We start from the raw sequence: 16228 nt of genomic DNA on the forward strand, positions 1-16228 counted from the left end.
CTGCTGGTTTGCAGGCAGTAATTCAGGTGACTGCACATGAATGACTTACAGATCGACGACATCAAGACCGACGAAAACGCCGCCATGGTGTTGCTGGTCGACGACCAGGCGATGATCGGTGAAGCCGTACGACGCGGCCTGGCCCACGAAGAAAACATCGACTTCCACTTCTGTGCCGATCCGCACCAGGCGATTGCCCAGGCGATCCGCATCAAGCCCACGGTGATCCTGCAGGACCTGGTGATGCCCGGCCTGGATGGCCTGACCCTGGTGCGCGAATACCGCAACCACCCGGCCACGCAAAACATTCCGATCATTGTGCTTTCCACCAAGGAAGACCCCCTGATCAAGAGCGCGGCGTTCTCGGCCGGGGCCAATGATTACCTGGTCAAGCTGCCGGACAATATCGAACTGGTGGCGCGTATTCGCTACCACTCGCGCTCGTACATGACGTTGCTGCAGCGTGATGCGGCGTACCGCGCACTGCGGGTCAGCCAGCAACAGTTGCTGGACACCAACCTGGTGTTGCAGCGCCTGATGAACTCCGACGGCCTCACCGGCCTGTCCAACCGCCGCCACTTCGACGAATACCTGGAACTGGAGTGGCGTCGCGCCTTGCGCGACCAGACCCAGTTGTCACTGCTGATGATCGATGTGGATTTCTTCAAGACCTACAACGACAGCTTTGGCCACGTCGAAGGCGACGAAGCCTTGCGCAAGGTCGCCGCCAGCATCCGCGAGGCCAGCAGCCGCCCTTCGGACTTGCCGGCGCGCTATGGTGGTGAAGAATTCGCCCTGGTGCTGCCCAACACCTCGCCCGGTGGTGCGCGGTTAGTAGCAGAAAAGCTACGCATGGCCGTCGCTGCCCTGAAAATCCCCCATATCGCTCCGACTGAAGGCTCCAGCCTGACCATCAGCATCGGTCTGTCGACCATGACGCCCGTGCAAGGCACCGATTGCCGACAACTGATCATGGCGGCGGACAAGGGGTTGTATACGGCCAAGCATAACGGGCGTAACCAGGTGTGCATCGAGTGACCTGAGGCCGCAACCGATCAAAATGTGTGAGAGGGCGCGCGCCCTCCCACATTTAACCCTGCGTAGTCTGCCTTTTCGCCAAGCGGACTGCCGTTTGCACCCGTTTGCCGTTATACTCGCCGGCTTTCAAAAGTTCGCCAACGAGTGCTGCCCGCCATGGAAATCAACCCGATCCTTAACACCATCAAGGACCTGTCCGAGCGCTCCGAAACTATTCGGGGGTATCTTTGACTACGATCAAAAGCATGAGCGTCTGACCGAAGTCAATCGCGAGCTTGAAGATCCGAGTGTCTGGAACAAACCTGAATACGCCCAGGAACTGGGCCGCGAGCGTTCTGCGCTGGCGCAGATCGTCGATACCCTCGACGAGTTGAACACCGGTCTGGCCGATTGCCGCGACCTGCTGGACATGGCCGTCGAAGAGAACGACGAAGGCGCAGTGGGCGATGTCGTCGCCGAGCTGGCCCGTCTCGAGGAAAACCTCGCCAAGCTTGAATTCCGCCGCATGTTCAGCCACGAGATGGACCCGAACAACGCCTACCTGGATATCCAGGCCGGTTCCGGCGGCACCGAAGCCCAGGACTGGGCCAACATCCTGTTGCGCATGTACCTGCGCTGGGCCGACAAGCGCGGTTTCGACGCCACCATCATGGAACTGTCGGCCGGTGAAGTCGCGGGTATCAAGGGCGCGACCGTGCACATCAAGGGTGAATACGCCTTTGGCTGGCTGCGTACCGAGATCGGCGTACACCGCCTGGTGCGCAAGAGCCCGTTCGACTCCGGCAACCGTCGCCACACCTCGTTCTGCGCAGTGTTCGTCTCGCCCGAGATCGATGACAAGGTGGAAATCGAGATCAACCCGGCCGACCTGCGGATCGACACCTACCGCTCCTCCGGTGCCGGTGGCCAGCACGTAAACACCACCGACTCGGCTGTCCGTATTACCCACGTCCCGACCAACACCGTGGTCAGTTGCCAGAACGAACGTTCCCAGCACGCGAACAAGGACACCGCCATGAAAATGCTGCGGGCCAAGTTGTACGAGCAGGAAATGCAGAAGCGCAACGCCGCTTCCCAGGCGCTGGAAGACACCAAGTCGGATATCGGCTGGGGCCACCAGATCCGTTCTTATGTGCTTGATGCGTCGCGGATCAAGGATTTGCGCACTAACATCGAACGCAGTGACTGCGACAAGGTGCTCGACGGCGATATCGACGAATACCTGGAAGCCAGCCTGAAATCGGGGCTGTAAACCGTCAGCCCGACCTCAAGTCCCCCGTCATTGGCGGGGGCAACGAACCTGTGATGGAAAATCTAAAGACATGAGCGACCAACAACTCGACCCGCAAGCCCTGCAACAGGAAGAAAACTCCCTGATCGCCCTGCGCAAGGAAAAGCTTGCTGCCGAGCGCGCCAAGGGCAACGCCTTCCCCAACGACTTCCGTCGCGATGCCTACTGCGAAGACTTGCAGAAGCAATACGCGGACAAGACCAAGGAAGAGCTGGCAGAGGCTGCGATCCCGGTCAAGGTGGCAGGTCGCATCATGCTCAACCGCGGCTCGTTCATGGTGATCCAGGACATGTCCGGGCGCATCCAGGTCTACGTCAACCGCAAGACACTGTCGGAAGAAACCCTGGCCGCCGTGAAAACCTGGGATCTGGGCGACATCATCGCCGCCGAAGGCACCCTGGCCCGTTCCGGCAAGGGCGACCTGTACGTTGAAATGACCAGCGTGCGCCTGCTGACCAAATCCCTGCGCCCGCTGCCGGACAAGCACCACGGTCTGTCCGACACCGAGCAGCGTTACCGCCAGCGCTACGTTGACCTGATCGTCAACGAAGATGTGCGCCATACCTTCCGCGTGCGTTCGCAAGTGATTGCCCACACCCGCGCCTTCCTGATGAAGCGTGACTTCCTGGAAGTGGAAACCCCGATGCTGCAAACCATCCCCGGTGGTGCCGCAGCCAAGCCGTTCGAAACCCACCACAACGCGCTGGACATGGAAATGTTCCTGCGCATTGCGCCTGAGCTGTACCTCAAGCGGCTTGTTGTTGGCGGGTTCGAAAAGGTGTTCGAGATCAACCGCAACTTCCGTAACGAAGGCGTCTCGACGCGTCACAACCCTGAATTCACCATGTTGGAGTTCTACCAGGCCTACGCCGACTACGAAGACAACATGGACCTGACCGAAGAGCTGTTCCGCGAGCTGGCGCAACTGGTCCTGGGCAGCACCGACGTGCCATACGGCGACAAGGTGTTCCATTTCGGCGAGCCGTTCGTGCGCCTGTCGGTATTCGATTCGATCCTCAAGTACAACCCTGAGCTGACCGCCGACGACCTGACCGACATTGACAAGGCCCGTGCCATCGCCAAGAAAGCCGGGGCCAAGGTGCTGGGCTTCGAAGGCCTGGGCAAGCTGCAGGTAATGATTTTCGAAGAGCTGGTGGAGCACAAGCTGGAACAGCCGCACTTCATTACCCAGTACCCGTTCGAAGTGTCGCCGTTGGCCCGTCGCAACGATGACAACCCGAACGTCACGGACCGTTTCGAACTGTTCATCGGCGGTCGCGAAATCGCCAACGCCTATTCCGAGCTCAATGACGCGGAAGACCAGGCCGAGCGCTTCATGGCGCAGGTGGCCGACAAGGATGCCGGTGACGACGAAGCCATGCACTACGACGCAGACTTCGTGCGTGCCCTGGAATACGGCATGCCGCCAACGGCCGGTGAAGGCATTGGGATCGACCGCCTGGTGATGTTGTTGACCAACTCGCCGTCGATCCGCGATGTGATCCTGTTCCCGCATATGCGGCCACAAGCGTAACCGTAGCGAAATCCGAAGCCGCCTTTTATAAGGCGGCTTTTTTATGGGGCGTCTATAAGCGTCAAGCAAACAGCGCCAGGTTTTTGAACTGTTCAAGGATGTGTGTCGTGAACCGCGTAACCGCTCAAGAAGGCGCCGCCGGCATTGCCGCTGCCGTGGCTGAAAGCGTCCAGTACCAGGGCCGCAAGGCCAGCCGTCGGGGCAGCGAGCAACGCAGGCAAGACATTCTCGATGCGGCCATGCGCATCGTGGTGCGTGAGGGCGTGCGTGCCGTGCGTCACCGCGCGGTGGCGGCGGAGGCGGGCGTGCCGCTGTCGGCCACCACTTACTACTTCAAGGATATCGACGACCTGCTCACCGATACCTTCGCTCAATACGTTGAACGCAGTGCCGCCTTCATGGGCAAGCTGTGGGTACGTAACGAAGGTTTGTTGCGCGAGATGGTTGCCTACGGCGATGGCAGCCCGCAGTCACGCTCGCAACTGGCGGACGACATCGCGCGGTTGACTGCCGACTACGTGCAGCGCCAACTGACCAACCGTCGTGAGTACCTGATGGCCGAGCAGGCGTTTCGCCAGGAGGCCCTGCTCAACCCGCGCCTGGCTGAGCTGGTGCGTTCCCACCAGCAGATCCTGTTGCAGGGCACCGGGCAGTTTTTTCAGGTATTGGGCTCGCGTGAGCCGCAACAGGATGCCAAAGTGTTGACGGCGATAATCGGTCGGATGGAATATCAGGGCCTGCTTGGCGGGCCAGAGCCTCTGGCCGCTGAAGAGATGCTTGAGATTCTCAAGCGTTACATGCATTTGGTGTTGGCCTCGGTCTGACACCGGGGGATGTTTGATGAATGCCTGGCGTGTCGCGGTAATCGCCTTGTCCTTCCTGCTGCTCAGCGGTTGCCTGGTGACCTTCAAGGATCCGCTGCCGACCCGTGAGGCGGCACCGGAGGCCCTGTTGGGCCAGTGGGCCAGCAAGAACGCCTGGGGCGAACCTCTCAACCTGCGCATCACCCGTGCCGGCGAACACCGTTACAAGGCCGTGAGCTACCCTACAGCCAAGCCCGGCCAGCGTGATGAATACCTGTTCAGCGTGTCGCGCCATGGCAATCGTTGGTACCTGTCGGCACCGTTGCCCGCCAAGTTCGGTGGGCATTACTTCCTGGCAGGGTTCGAGTTCGACGAAAAGCACGAATTGGTGGTCTATAACCTCGACCTTGAGCAAATTCACCAAGCGATAGGCCAGCATGCCTTGCATGGCAGCACCGTGGACACCGTCGAGGGCCCCGGCGTGCAGGTGGACAGCCCCATGGACCAGGTATTTGCGTACCTGGATGACCCGGCCAATGCCGATGTGTTTGTGGAAGCCGTGCGCTACCGGCGCGTGGGCAAATAACGTTTAAAGGGGAAGCACCGGGTGGACGATTACCAGCAGACGATACGCACCTTGTCTGATCGCATTGTGCTGGCGCAAACACCGATCCGCGTCCTCGACGCCGTGAAATGGGACGAGAACATTCGCCAGGGGTTCCTCAAGGCCAAGGGCAAGGCCATGCCCGCCGTGGACCGCGACTACTACCTGAATCGCCCGCTGTCGTTCGATTCCAGCGCGGTCAAGCTGGAGTTCCAGAACATCGAGCGCGATATCACCCGCCGCCTCGGCCAGTTCAGCCCGGTGGGGCAGATCATGCGTCGCATGTGCCGCGAATACCGCATGGTGGTGCGTATGCTCGAGGCCCGTGGCACCGAGGATTTCGGCCTGATTTCCCAGGAACTGTACGGTGCCGCTTCCGATGCCTTCCATGCCGGTGACCCGACCCTGGCCGACCTGGGCCTGATGCTCTCCGACTACCTGAACAATATCGATGGCCGTGGCGACCTCAAGGACGAGGCCAAGACCCTTACCGCCAAGGATGCCGTGGCGTTGCTGCAAACGCGCTTGAACAAGGTGTTTGGCGAGGCCGAAGAAACCATCCGCGTCTTCGAGTCCGACGGGATCGTCGCCGACGCGGCGGCAGGCGCCGACTACATCAAGATCCGCGCCGATGCGATGTTCAATGAGCGTGATGTGCGTGCCCTCGAAGTGCATGAGGGCCTGGTGCACGTCGGCACCACCCTCAATGGCCAGAACCAGCCGATCTGCACCTTCCTGTCCAAGGGCCCGCCGTCTTCCACCGTGACCCAGGAAGGCCTGGCGATCCTGATGGAGATCATCACGTTTGCCTCCTACCCGAGCCGCCTGCGCAAACTGACCAACCGCACCCGCGCCATCCATATGGTGGAGGAGGGCGCCGATTTCCTGCAGGTGTTCGAGTTCTTCCGCGAGCAAGGCTTTGAAATGGCTGAGAGCTATGGCAACGCCAGCCGGGTGTTCCGTGGTTCGGTGCCTGATGGCCTGCCGTTTACCAAGGATTTGTCCTACCTCAAGGGCTTTATCATGGTCTACAACTACATCCAGCTGGCCGTGCGCAAAGGCAAGCTGGAACAAGTGCCGCTGCTGTTCTGCGGCAAGACCACCCTGGAAGACATGCGTACCTTGCGCCAACTGGTCGACGAAGGCCTGGTGGTGCCACCCAAGTACCTGCCCGAGCAGTTCCGCGACATGAACGCGCTGGCGGCGTGGATGTGCTTCTCCAACTTCCTCAACCACCTGAGCCTGGACCGGATCGAGGCGGATTACTCGAATATCCTGTAAAGGATGTACTGACGAAGCCGGCTCGAGAATCTGTGAGGGGCGGTGCGACGATTCGACTATCAGCGAGGCTTCAACGGATGAGAATCCTCGGCATTCTTTGCCTGCTACTCACATTGAGCGGTTGCAGCTCCTTGTTGTTCTATCCCGAGCCCGGCCTGCCGTTCACGCCGGAAAAAGCTCATCTGCCATATCGCGACGTCACCCTCACCACGGCCGACGGGGTCAAGCTGCACGCCTGGTGGCTGCCGGCCAAGCCCGGTGTGCCGCTCAAGGGCACCGTGCTACACCTGCACGGCAATGGCGGCAACCTGGCCTGGCACCTCGGTGGCAGTTGGTGGTTACCCGAGCAGGGCTATCAAGTGCTGCTGCTGGACTATCGCGGCTATGGGCTGTCCGAAGGCAAGCCCTCGTTGCCGGCGATCTATCAGGACCTGGATGCCGCCTTCGGTTGGATCGACAAGGCGCCCGAAACCCAGGCCCAACCCTTGATCGTCCTTGGCCAAAGCTTGGGCGGCGCACTGGCGGTGCATTACCTGGCTGTCCACCCGGAGCGTCAGGCCCGGCTCAAGGCCCTGGTACTGGATGGCGTGCCGGCCAGTTATCGTGACGTAGGACAATTCGCCCTGAGCACCTCCTGGTTAACATGGCCGTTTCAGGTGCCGTTGTCCTGGCTGGTGCCAGACGGCGATAGCGCGATCCATGCGATGCCCAAGCTGACCGGTGTACCGAAATTGCTATTCCACAGCCTGGATGACCCGATCGTGCCGCTGTCCAATGGCATCCGCCTGTATCAGGCCGCGCCGCCGCCGAGGGTGCTGCAACTGACCCGAGGTGGGCATGTGCAGACCTTTGCCGACAAGACCTGGCAAACCGTGATGCTGCGCTACCTGGATGACCCGCAGCACTTCAATGGCCTGCGGCGCCTCGGCGAAATTCCGAACTACCCCATTCCTAAAGTTGACTCATCAGAGAGCCCGCAATGAGCGAAGAACGCAACATGATCCCGCTGATTCTCACTGGCATCGGCACTATCATCGGCACCGTCGGCTGCCTGTGGTACTACGGCTACCTGCACTTCGCCAAGCCGGAAGATGCGTTGCTGCTCAGTGACTTCACCATGCTCAAGACCGTGCCGGGCGAGGACTACAAGATCTCCCTGACCCCGGCCGCCCAGGTGGCGCAGTGCGTCGATGGCGTGTTGGTACTGTTTGATACCGAACAAAAAGGCCTGACGGGTGTATTGGTGAATAGCAAGAAACAGGCGGTGCGTTGCATGGGCCAGGAAACGCCACAGTTGCAGGAGTAGGGCCGAAATCTGCTGCCACCGTGTGAGAAACCGGCTTGGAGCGCTAGGAGCAAGAGCCCAAGTAAACCGCAGGTTTATAGTTCAAGGCATGTCAGAACCGAGAGTCGCTGGAACCATTTACAGTCGATTACCACAGATTTCGGACTGATCAGCGTCGCTGAATCGGTTCGTTCTAATTCATTAATCCGGAGTCGACTATATGAGCATAGGTGGTGTTGGCGGCAATTCTCCAATGGACGGTGTCGGTTCCCAGGGCAGTGGTTCGGGCCAAAATGAACTCGGCGCGCTCAAACAGCAGGCTGAGGCACTGAAAAAGCAGATTGAAGCGATGCAAAGCCAGGGAGGTGGGGGCGCCGAAGGAGGTGGCGAACTTGATGAACTGAAGAAACTGCTCAAGGAGCTGATGGAAAAGATCGAGAAGCTGCAAGGCGGCCAAGGCGCCGATGGAAACAAGTCTGGTGCAGAGGGTGATTCAGGGAAAGTCCAGGCGACGGTTGAGCAGAGTAAAGTGTCGATCGATTTCTGATAAATGTATCGTCACCAAGAACCCCGCCTATTGGCGGGGTTCTTTATGCTGCGTCAGACGATCAGTAGGCGACGGACGAGCGCGGCTTGACCGGCTGGTTATCGTTGGAGATGGTCACTTCAACGCGGCGGTTCATGGCGCGGCCCGACACGCTGCCGTTATCGGCAACCGGGTATTCCTTTCCGTAGCCGGTGGTCACGATGCGGCGTGGGTCAACGCCCATCTTGATCAGCGCAACCTGCACCGAAGCGGCACGGCGCTCCGACAGGCTCTGGTTGTAGGCATCACTGCCGGTGCTGTCTGTATAACCTTCGACGATCACCTGGCGATCCGGGTTTTCCTGAAGGAACTGAGCCAGCTTGTTGATGTTGACCAGGCCGCTGGCCTTCAGGTCGGCCTTGTTGGTAGCGAACAGCACATCACCAAAGGTCACCAGGGTGCCGCGCTCGGTTTGCTTGGCGTTCAAGCTGTCCTGAAGTTGCTTGATCTGTGCATCACGGGCTTCGAGCAGTGCACGGGCACGTTCGTCTCCAGCGTTTTTCAGCTTGGCTTCGGATTCGCGCAGCGCGATGGTGTCTTTGGCCACTTCAACGCGCTGGTTGGTCAGGTAGGCCAGTTGGTCAACTTTCTTTTGGTCTTCCTTGTCGCGGTAAGCCTTGTCGGCTTTGTCCAGCCAATCCTGGGCGTCCTTGGTTTCCAGGGCCGCTACTTTGGTGGCATTCGGGTTGGCTTGCAGGGCCGAGAAATTGGTCCGTGCGTTTTCCAGGTTCGCGTTTGGCGGGGTGGAGCAGGCCGCCAGGGCAACGCTCATCGCCAGCAGGGCAGGGATCATCAATTGTTTACGCATAGTCGTGTCGTCCTTTCAATTCGATATCGGGTGCAATGCAATCAGGTGCGGCGCTTTATTTCTGCTGGATAGCAGCCGGGCGCATGCCTTCCTGACGCAGCTCCTGAACAGCTTTCTGGGAATCCTTCACAGCCTGTTCGGCCTTGGCGGCCTGGGCTTTACGCTCGGCGACGCGAGCGTCCCACTCAGCTTGTTCGGCCAGGCGACGGGCTTCGTCGTAGTTTTTGTCGTGCATAGCGATCTCGGCTTGCTTGAGCTTGTCCTGGGCCGATTTCATTTCAACTGCTGCGTACTCGGTGCCGCCGGCGCTGACTGCGCTGTTTACCGCGGACTGAGTCACCGCGTATTGCTCGGTTGGCGGGTTGCCGGCGCAGCCAGCCAGAACGAAGCTGGTGCCGATCGCCAGCGCGGCCAATTTAAGCCCGCGCAGGTGGTTAAACGAGGATTTGGCTGTGCTGGTCTTCATCGTCTTCAACTCCATTGGATAACTCCTGAAAAACATCAAAATCCATGTCACTGGTCAGTGGTTGCGGCGGCTGGCGGTAAAGCAACCAGCGCCCTTTCAAACGACTGTTCCAAGTGATGGCTTACTGGTTGTGACCGGAGGCTTTTTTCAAAAGTTCAGACGAGATGGCTATTTGCCTAAAAATAAATCTGACCGATTGGTCAGCGAATAAAAGATGGAACTTTTGCCGCGCGCAGGGGTACGCCGAGCCTCTGAGAGGCCCGGAATACCGGGGTTAAACGGGGGCGGAAAGGAGGGAGCTCAGTGCTTCTGCTCGTCGGTACTGGCCGACAAATCGTGCAGATAGCGTCGCGATAGACTCAGGAAGCGCGGGGTCGGGCCGACGTCTTCGTACAGCGGATCGCCCTCTTCATCGGTGGCAATCACATGCTGGCCCTTGATGTAGGGAAAGCTGGCTTCCAGCTCTTCGAGGGCGGCACCGATCAGCTCGCCGAGCAGTTCTTCGGTGTTGCGCTTGGGGTACATTTCGGCAATGGCCGCCAGCCTTGCGGCGGCCTCCACATCCAGATGGATCGCATATTCGGTCTTGGTCAAGCGACCCTTGGCGTTCTCTTCCCAATGCTGGGCCAGTTCTCGAATTTTCATGGCAACCTCAATAAAGCCTGCGGTAGCGGGCGGTGATGAGTGACCAGTCGCTCGCATGGATAACGCGACGACTCACAGTTGAGACTAGCTGCAAGTCACAAGGTTTAAAGTCTTGTCATAAAACCAGGCTGGCGGCACTCTGACAGATCTGCGCGTCCCGGATTTCTGGCTGGAGATTGGCTGATGAGTGATATCGATGCACGCTTGCGCGAGGATGTTCACCTGCTGGGTGAGCTGTTGGGCAATACCATTCGAGAGCAGTACGGCGATGATTTTCTCGCCAAGATCGAGCAGATCCGCAAAGGAGCCAAGGCTGACCGGCGCGGCGCCGTCTCGGATAAAACGGCTGGCGATGAACTGAGCAGCAGCTTGAACCAGTTGCAGGAAGACGAACTGCTGCCCGTCGCCCGGGCCTTCAACCAGTTCCTCAACCTGGCCAATATTGCCGAGCAGTACCAATTGATTCATCGGCGCGATGAGTCGCAACCGGCGCCCTTCGAAGCACGCGTATTGCCGGAGTTGCTGGCCCGCCTGCAACGCGAAGGCCACAGCAACGAGTCGCTGGCCCGCCAATTGGGGCGCCTGGAAATCGAGCTGGTGCTCACCGCCCACCCCACTGAAGTGGCGCGGCGCACCCTGATCCAGAAATACGATGCGATCGCCGCGCAACTGGCGCTGCAGGATCACCGCGACCTCACCACGGCCGAGCGCGAGCAGATTCGCGAGCGCCTGCAGCGGTTGATCGCCGAAGCCTGGCACACCGAAGAAATCCGCCGCACCCGGCCCACTCCGGTGGACGAGGCCAAATGGGGTTTTGCGGTGATCGAGCATTCGCTTTGGCATGCGATCCCCAATTACCTGCGCAAGGCCGACCATGCGCTGCATGCGGCTACAGGCCTGCACTTGCCACTGGAAGCCGCGCCGATCCGCTTTGCGTCCTGGATGGGCGGCGACCGTGACGGCAACCCGAATGTCACCGCGCCGGTCACCCGTGAAGTGCTATTGCTGGCCCGCTGGATGGCCGCCGACCTGTATCTGCGCGATATCGATCAATTGGCCTCGGAACTGTCGATGCAGCACGCCAGCCCGGCGTTGCAAGCCAAGGTCGGTGACAGCGTCGAACCCTATCGGGCGTTGCTCAAGCAACTGCGTGACCGCTTGCGCGCGACCCGCAGTTGGGCCCAGGCCTCGCTGACTGTCGCCACCCCGGCGAGCGCAGACGTGTTGCAACACAACCGTGACCTGCTCGAGCCGCTGGAGCTTTGTTACCAGTCGCTGCATGAATGCGGCATGGGCGTGATTGCTGATGGCCCATTGCTCGATTGCCTGCGTCGTGCGGTCACCTTCGGCCTGTTCCTGGTCCGCCTGGACGTGCGCCAGGACTCCAGTCGGCATACGGCGGCCATGACCGAGATCACCGATTACCTTGGCCTGGGTCGTTACGAAGACTGGAATGAGGAGATGCGCATCAGCTTCCTCATGAAAGAGCTGGCCAACCGTCGCCCCCTGTTGCCGGGCTATTTCAAGCCGTCGGCGGACACGGCCGAAGTGTTGAATACCTGCAAGGAGGTCGCCGCCGCACCGGCCGCCTCCCTGGGTTCGTACGTCATCTCCATGGCAGGGGCCGCCTCGGATGTGCTGGCGGTGCAACTGTTGCTTAAAGAGTCGGGCGTGCAACGGCCGATGCGGGTGGTGCCGCTGTTCGAAACCCTGGCCGACCTGGATAACGCGGGCCCGGTGATCGAGCAACTGTTGCTGTTGCCGGGTTACCGCGCACGGTTGCAGGGCCCGCAGGAAGTCATGATCGGTTACTCGGACTCAGCCAAGGATGCCGGCACCACTGCCGCTGCCTGGGCGCAGTACCGTGCCCAGGAACGCTTGGTGGATATCTGCCGTGAGCAACAGGTGGAACTGCTGTTGTTCCACGGTCGCGGTGGCACCGTGGGCCGTGGCGGCGGCCCGGCCCACGCGGCGATCCTGTCGCAGCCACCGGGGTCGGTGGCGGGGCGTTTCCGTACCACCGAACAAGGGGAAATGATCCGTTTCAAATTCGGCCTCCCAGACATTGCCGAGCAGAACCTCAATCTCTATCTGGCTGCCGTGTTGGAAGCGACACTGCTGCCACCGCCGCCACCGGAGCCGGCGTGGCGGCATTTGATGGATGAATTGGCGGCAGACGGTGTCAGCGCCTATCGCGCCGTAGTGCGGGAAAATCCGCAGTTCGTCGAGTACTTCCGCCAGTCGACGCCGGAGCAGGAACTCGGTCGCTTGCCTCTGGGCAGCCGCCCGGCCAAGCGCCGTGCCGGTGGTATTGAAAGCCTGCGGGCGATTCCGTGGATCTTTGGCTGGACCCAGACCCGCCTGATGTTGCCCGCCTGGCTGGGCTGGGAAGCGGCCCTGAGCAAGGCGCTGGAGCGTGGCGAAGGCGAACTGCTGGGGCAAATGCGCGAGCAGTGGCCGTTCTTCCGCACCCGCATCGATATGTTGGAAATGGTGCTGGCCAAGGCCGATGCCGACATCGCGCGGCTGTATGACGAGCGCCTGGTGCAGCCGGACCTGCTGCCATTGGGTGCGCATTTACGCGACCTATTGTCGCAGGCGTGCCAGGTGGTACTTGGCCTGACTGGCCAGTCGCAACTGCTGGCGCATAGCCCCGACACCCTGGAGTTCATCCGCCTGCGCAATACCTACCTGGACCCTTTGCACCTGTTGCAGGCCGAACTGCTGGCACGCTCCCGTCAACAGGAAGCGGCGCAGGACAGCCCTCTGGAACAAGCGCTGCTGGTGTCCGTGGCCGGTATCGCCGCCGGGTTGCGTAACACCGGCTGAGGTTTTTTGCGCGTTCTCGACGCCTTGCCGGTAAACCGTGACGACCGCCCTGAACGGGCGGTCGTTGTTTGAGCGGCCGGGTTGCACCCAGGCACACCCTACCTATGACGTATGCGCGGCGCGGGTTCCTCCGACTTTTGGCGGCTTGTGTGGTTAGGGCCTGCTGTGTATCTTGATCAGCCTTTGGCCGTTTGGGCGGCTTGGGCCCATATTTTTATGAGCCATATTTTTACGAGATTGGCCCCACGCGGCGAATCCGAGCGTCATCTCTATAAAAAATTGAGGAGCACATCGATGCGCGTCATTCTGCTGGGAGCTCCCGGGGCCGGTAAAGGTACTCAGGCAAAGTTCATCACTGAAAAATTTGGCATTCCACAAATCTCCACCGGTGACATGCTGCGCGCTGCGGTAAAAGCAGGCACCGAGCTGGGCGTTAAAGCCAAAAGCATCATGGATGCCGGTGGCCTGGTGTCCGATGACCTGATCATCGCATTGGTCAAGGACCGTATCGCGCAACCTGACTGCGCCAAGGGTTTCCTGTTCGACGGCTTCCCGCGCACCATTCCCCAGGCTGAAGCCCTGGTGACGGCTGGTGTCGAGTTGGACGCCGTGGTCGAAATCGCGGTTGAAGATGAAGAAATCGTCCAGCGTATTGCTGGTCGTCGCGTTCACGAAGCCTCGGGGCGCGTGTACCACACCGTCTACAACCCGCCGAAAGTGGCAGGCAAGGACGATGTCACCGGTGAAGACCTGGTGCAGCGCAAGGACGACACCGAAGAAACCGTGCGTCATCGCCTGTCCGTCTACCATTCCCAGACCAAGCCGCTGGTGGATTTTTACCAGAAGCTGTCGGCTGCCCAAGGCAAGCCGAAGTACAGCCATATCCCTGGCGTTGGCTCGGTTGAAGCCATCACCGCCAAGGTGCTGCAAGCACTGAGCTGATCAAGTGATCGGCTTCATCGACAACGGCCCGCTTGCGGGCCGTTGTTGTTTATACTGGCGCACTTTTTTTCGACTTGGACACCGACACCGATGAGCACCCTGCTGGCCCTGGACACCGCGACTGAAGCTTGCTCCGTTGCCTTGCTGCACGATGGCAAAGTTACAAGCCACTACGAGGTGATCCCGCGTCTGCATGCGCAGAAGCTGTTGCCGATGATCAAGCAATTGCTTGAAGAGGCGGGCATTACCCTGTCTGCCGTGGATGCCATTGCCTTCGGCCGTGGCCCGGGGGCCTTTACCGGTGTGCGTATCGCCATCGGCGTGGTCCAGGGCCTGGCCTTTGCGCTGGAGCGCCCGGTATTGCCGGTGTCCAACCTTGCGGTGCTGGCACAGCGCGCCTTGCGTGAACACGGCGCGCAGCAGGTCGCGGCGGCCATCGATGCCCGCATGGATGAAGTGTATTGGGGCTGCTACCGCCAAACCGCTGGCGAAATGCGCCTGGTGGGGGTGGAAGCCGTACAGCCACCGGAGGCGGCGGTTTTGCCGGAGGATGTCAGCGGTGATTGGTTCGGTGCTGGCACCGGTTGGGGGTATGGCGAGCGCATGGGTGTGCCGCTGGTGGCCCAGGATGCCACCATGTTGCCCCACGCCGAAGACCTGCTGACCCTGGCGCGCTTTGCATTCGAGCGTGGCGAGGCGATTCCGGCCGATCAAGCCGCGCCTGTGTACCTGCGCGACAAGGTGGCGCAAACCAAGGCTGAGCGCGGGATAATTTGACGCCAAAAATGATGGCAATTTGGGGCAAAAGTCGCCAATCGTCAGAATTTGCCCGCGTTTTTAAACCTTTTTCAAATTATGTGTTCTAGTTATCACCAGAGCATTTGCGCGCCACGGATCGCGCCACTAAAATGCCATCACCGATACCGAGTTCGCATGTATGCGCATAGACGGCTTTTCCTCACAGTCCTACCCCCTCAAGCGTAAGCCACGTAAGGCGAACGTCACGGTAGACGATTCCGTTGAGGACTCGCCGGACTTCATCGATGTCCAGTCTGAGGCATCGTCCAGCGCCCAAGGCTCCGCCAGCGCCCGTACCAGCGGTCTTCCCGCCCGTCAGCAAGATATGGTCTTCCCTCGCTCCATGAGCAAAAGCGTTGCCACCGCACTGGCCAGCTACCTGACCACCGCCGGTTTTGTTGAATGGGATATGGAAGTGCTGGGCCTCGATATTCATATCTGATGCGCCTGCCTTACTACATTGGCTGCCCGTCCTGGAGCGAAAACGCCTGGCGCGAGTACCTGTACCCTGTCGATGCGCGTTCCAGCGATTACCTCGCCCTGTATTCCCAGGTCTTCAACGCCGTTGAAGGCAATACCACGTTTTATGCTCGCCCCTCGGCCGCCACTGTGCAGCGCTGGGCCGAAATCATGCCTGGGGATTTTCGTTTCACCGCTAAATTCCCGGGTGATATCAGCCATGGCGGCGACCTGCGTGAGCAGTTGCCGGCGGCGGAAAGTTTTGTCGGCCTGATGAGCCCGCTGGGTGAGCGCGTCGCGCCACTGTGGCTGCAACTGTCGGCGAGTTTTTCACCGCAACGCCTGGGCGAACTGGCCGGGTTTATCGATGGTTTGGAGCGGCCCATGGCGGTGGAAGTGCGGCATCCGGAGTTCTTCGCCAAGGGCGATGCCGAGCGCATGCTCAACCGCCTGCTGCGTGACCGTGGTGTCGAGCGGATCTGCCTCGACCCGCGCGCCTTGTTCAGTTGCACATCCACCTCGGCTGCGGTGCTGCACGCACAATCGAAAAAACCCAAGGTGCCACCACGCCCGGCGGCACTGACGCTGTTTCCCCAGGTACGGTTTATCGGTCATCCGGAGCTTGAGGCCAACGACCCGTTCCTGCTCCCGTGGGTGGAAAAAATCGCCGGTTGGATTGAAGAAGGGCGCACGCCCTACATGTTCCTGCACACCTCCGATAACCGCCTCGCCGCGCAGTTGGCCCTGCGTTTTCACGACCAGCTGATGGCGCGCTTGCCGGGCCTGCCAGGCTTGCCGACCTTGTATCGGGAACCCGCGGCGGAGCAACTGGGGTTACTCTAGGGCTCCTTTCCCCGCC

At 60.3% G+C, this 16228-nt stretch carries 17 protein-coding genes; 14 read left to right on the top strand and 3 right to left on the bottom strand.

Going from position 1 to position 16228, the window contains the following annotated elements; all coding sequences use genetic code 11:
• The first annotated feature begins 36 nt into the window (after positions 1–36).
• The 9 genes from ACODSV_RS07975 (at position 37) to ACODSV_RS08015 (ending at position 8383) form a co-directional block, all read left to right on the top strand.
• The gene (locus ACODSV_RS07975; RefSeq protein ID WP_150055187.1) at positions 37–1038 is read left to right on the top strand and encodes a response regulator; all 1002 of its coding nucleotides are present in this window, start codon (positions 37–39) and stop codon (positions 1036–1038) included.
• A gap of 156 nt (positions 1039–1194) precedes the next feature.
• Positions 1195–2290, top strand: a protein-coding gene (gene prfB, locus ACODSV_RS07980) for a peptide chain release factor 2 (RefSeq protein WP_102625207.1) whose coding sequence is annotated in 2 segments (ribosomal slippage) — positions 1195–1266 and positions 1268–2290 — 1095 coding nt in all. Because the reading frame shifts where the segments join, the coding sequence is not laid out codon by codon here.
• A gap of 70 nt (positions 2291–2360) precedes the next feature.
• Positions 2361–3863 (top strand): lysine--tRNA ligase, encoded by a 1503-nt coding sequence (gene lysS, locus ACODSV_RS07985; protein WP_150055188.1) that lies wholly within the window; start codon positions 2361–2363, stop codon positions 3861–3863.
• Between the two features lie 107 nt (positions 3864–3970).
• Positions 3971–4687 carry a TetR/AcrR family transcriptional regulator gene (locus tag ACODSV_RS07990; protein ID WP_024073788.1) on the top strand — a complete coding sequence of 239 codons (717 nt, stop codon included), beginning with the start codon at positions 3971–3973 and terminating at the stop codon, positions 4685–4687.
• A gap of 16 nt (positions 4688–4703) precedes the next feature.
• Positions 4704–5252, top strand: a complete 549-nt coding sequence (locus ACODSV_RS07995) for a hypothetical protein (protein ID WP_150055189.1) — start codon at positions 4704–4706, stop codon at positions 5250–5252.
• Between the two features lie 21 nt (positions 5253–5273).
• Complete coding sequence (locus ACODSV_RS08000; RefSeq protein WP_024073790.1) at positions 5274–6551, top strand: flavohemoglobin expression-modulating QEGLA motif protein; 1278 nt, start codon at positions 5274–5276, stop codon at positions 6549–6551.
• Between the two features lie 77 nt (positions 6552–6628).
• Positions 6629–7534, top strand: coding sequence for an alpha/beta hydrolase (locus ACODSV_RS08005; protein ID WP_150055190.1), 906 nt, complete (start codon positions 6629–6631; stop codon positions 7532–7534).
• A complete protein-coding gene (locus tag ACODSV_RS08010; RefSeq protein ID WP_024073792.1) occupies positions 7531–7857 on the top strand; it encodes a PA3694 family proteiin in 327 nt (108 codons plus the stop codon). The genes ACODSV_RS08005 and ACODSV_RS08010 overlap by 4 nt, the downstream gene beginning before the upstream one ends.
• Before the next feature lie 199 nt (positions 7858–8056).
• Complete coding sequence (locus ACODSV_RS08015) at positions 8057–8383, top strand: hypothetical protein (RefSeq protein ID WP_150055191.1); 327 nt, start codon at positions 8057–8059, stop codon at positions 8381–8383.
• 61 nt (positions 8384–8444) lie between these two features.
• Here the strand turns inward: ACODSV_RS08015 and lptF are convergent, their stop codons facing one another.
• The 3 genes from lptF to ACODSV_RS08030 form a co-directional block, all read right to left on the bottom strand.
• Positions 8445–9230: a lipotoxin F family OmpA-related lipoprotein LptF gene (gene lptF, locus ACODSV_RS08020; RefSeq protein WP_024073794.1), complete on the bottom strand. Its 786-nt coding sequence runs from the start codon at positions 9228–9230 to the stop codon at positions 8445–8447.
• Between the two features lie 55 nt (positions 9231–9285).
• Positions 9286–9711, bottom strand: a complete 426-nt coding sequence (locus ACODSV_RS08025) for a DUF4398 domain-containing protein (protein WP_041160854.1) — start codon at positions 9709–9711, stop codon at positions 9286–9288.
• Positions 9712–9996: 285 nt separating this feature from the next.
• Complete coding sequence (locus ACODSV_RS08030) at positions 9997–10341, bottom strand: hypothetical protein (protein WP_024073796.1); 345 nt, start codon at positions 10339–10341, stop codon at positions 9997–9999.
• A 183-nt stretch (positions 10342–10524) separates the two neighbouring features.
• On the opposite strand from ACODSV_RS08030, the gene ppc reads away from it, so the two are divergent.
• The 5 genes from ppc to ACODSV_RS08055 all read left to right on the top strand — a co-directional run bounded on the left by ppc (position 10525) and on the right by ACODSV_RS08055 (position 16212).
• Positions 10525–13170, top strand: coding sequence for a phosphoenolpyruvate carboxylase (ppc, locus tag ACODSV_RS08035; protein ID WP_024073797.1), 2646 nt, complete (start codon positions 10525–10527; stop codon positions 13168–13170).
• Between the two features lie 294 nt (positions 13171–13464).
• Positions 13465–14112 (top strand): adenylate kinase, encoded by a 648-nt coding sequence (gene adk / locus ACODSV_RS08040; RefSeq protein WP_024073798.1) that lies wholly within the window; start codon positions 13465–13467, stop codon positions 14110–14112.
• Positions 14113–14202: 90 nt separating this feature from the next.
• Positions 14203–14889: a tRNA (adenosine(37)-N6)-threonylcarbamoyltransferase complex dimerization subunit type 1 TsaB gene (tsaB, locus tag ACODSV_RS08045; RefSeq protein WP_150055192.1), complete on the top strand. Its 687-nt coding sequence runs from the start codon at positions 14203–14205 to the stop codon at positions 14887–14889.
• Positions 14890–15049: 160 nt separating this feature from the next.
• Positions 15050–15352, top strand: a complete 303-nt coding sequence (locus tag ACODSV_RS08050) for a hypothetical protein (RefSeq protein ID WP_024073800.1) — start codon at positions 15050–15052, stop codon at positions 15350–15352.
• Positions 15352–16212: a DUF72 domain-containing protein gene (locus tag ACODSV_RS08055; RefSeq protein ID WP_024073801.1), complete on the top strand. Its 861-nt coding sequence runs from the start codon at positions 15352–15354 to the stop codon at positions 16210–16212. The genes ACODSV_RS08050 and ACODSV_RS08055 overlap by 1 nt, the downstream gene beginning before the upstream one ends.
• Positions 16213–16228: the final 16 nt, after the last annotated feature.

Source organism: Pseudomonas sp. FG86 (genome assembly GCF_057808775.1).

Excerpts from the sequence above, each read along its gene's own strand:
- ACODSV_RS08005 (WP_150055190.1), top strand. The coding sequence starts at position 6,629 with ATGAGAATCCTCGGCATTCTTTGCCTGCTACTCACATTGAGCGGTTGC.
- ppc (WP_024073797.1), top strand. The coding sequence starts at position 10,525 with ATGAGTGATATCGATGCACGCTTGCGCGAGGATGTTCACCTGCTGGGT.
- ACODSV_RS08010 (WP_024073792.1), top strand. The coding sequence starts at position 7,531 with ATGAGCGAAGAACGCAACATGATCCCGCTGATTCTCACTGGCATCGGC.
- ACODSV_RS08050 (WP_024073800.1), top strand. The coding sequence starts at position 15,050 with ATGCGCATAGACGGCTTTTCCTCACAGTCCTACCCCCTCAAGCGTAAG.
- ACODSV_RS07975 (WP_150055187.1), top strand. The coding sequence starts at position 37 with ATGAATGACTTACAGATCGACGACATCAAGACCGACGAAAACGCCGCC.
- tsaB (WP_150055192.1), top strand. The coding sequence starts at position 14,203 with ATGAGCACCCTGCTGGCCCTGGACACCGCGACTGAAGCTTGCTCCGTT.
- ACODSV_RS07995 (WP_150055189.1), top strand. The coding sequence starts at position 4,704 with ATGAATGCCTGGCGTGTCGCGGTAATCGCCTTGTCCTTCCTGCTGCTC.
- ACODSV_RS08055 (WP_024073801.1), top strand. The coding sequence starts at position 15,352 with ATGCGCCTGCCTTACTACATTGGCTGCCCGTCCTGGAGCGAAAACGCC.
- adk (WP_024073798.1), top strand. The coding sequence starts at position 13,465 with ATGCGCGTCATTCTGCTGGGAGCTCCCGGGGCCGGTAAAGGTACTCAG.
- ACODSV_RS08025 (WP_041160854.1), bottom strand. The coding sequence starts at position 9,711 with ATGGAGTTGAAGACGATGAAGACCAGCACAGCCAAATCCTCGTTTAAC.
- ACODSV_RS08030 (WP_024073796.1), bottom strand. The coding sequence starts at position 10,341 with ATGAAAATTCGAGAACTGGCCCAGCATTGGGAAGAGAACGCCAAGGGT.
- lptF (WP_024073794.1), bottom strand. The coding sequence starts at position 9,230 with ATGCGTAAACAATTGATGATCCCTGCCCTGCTGGCGATGAGCGTTGCC.
- lysS (WP_150055188.1), top strand. The coding sequence starts at position 2,361 with ATGAGCGACCAACAACTCGACCCGCAAGCCCTGCAACAGGAAGAAAAC.
- ACODSV_RS08015 (WP_150055191.1), top strand. The coding sequence starts at position 8,057 with ATGAGCATAGGTGGTGTTGGCGGCAATTCTCCAATGGACGGTGTCGGT.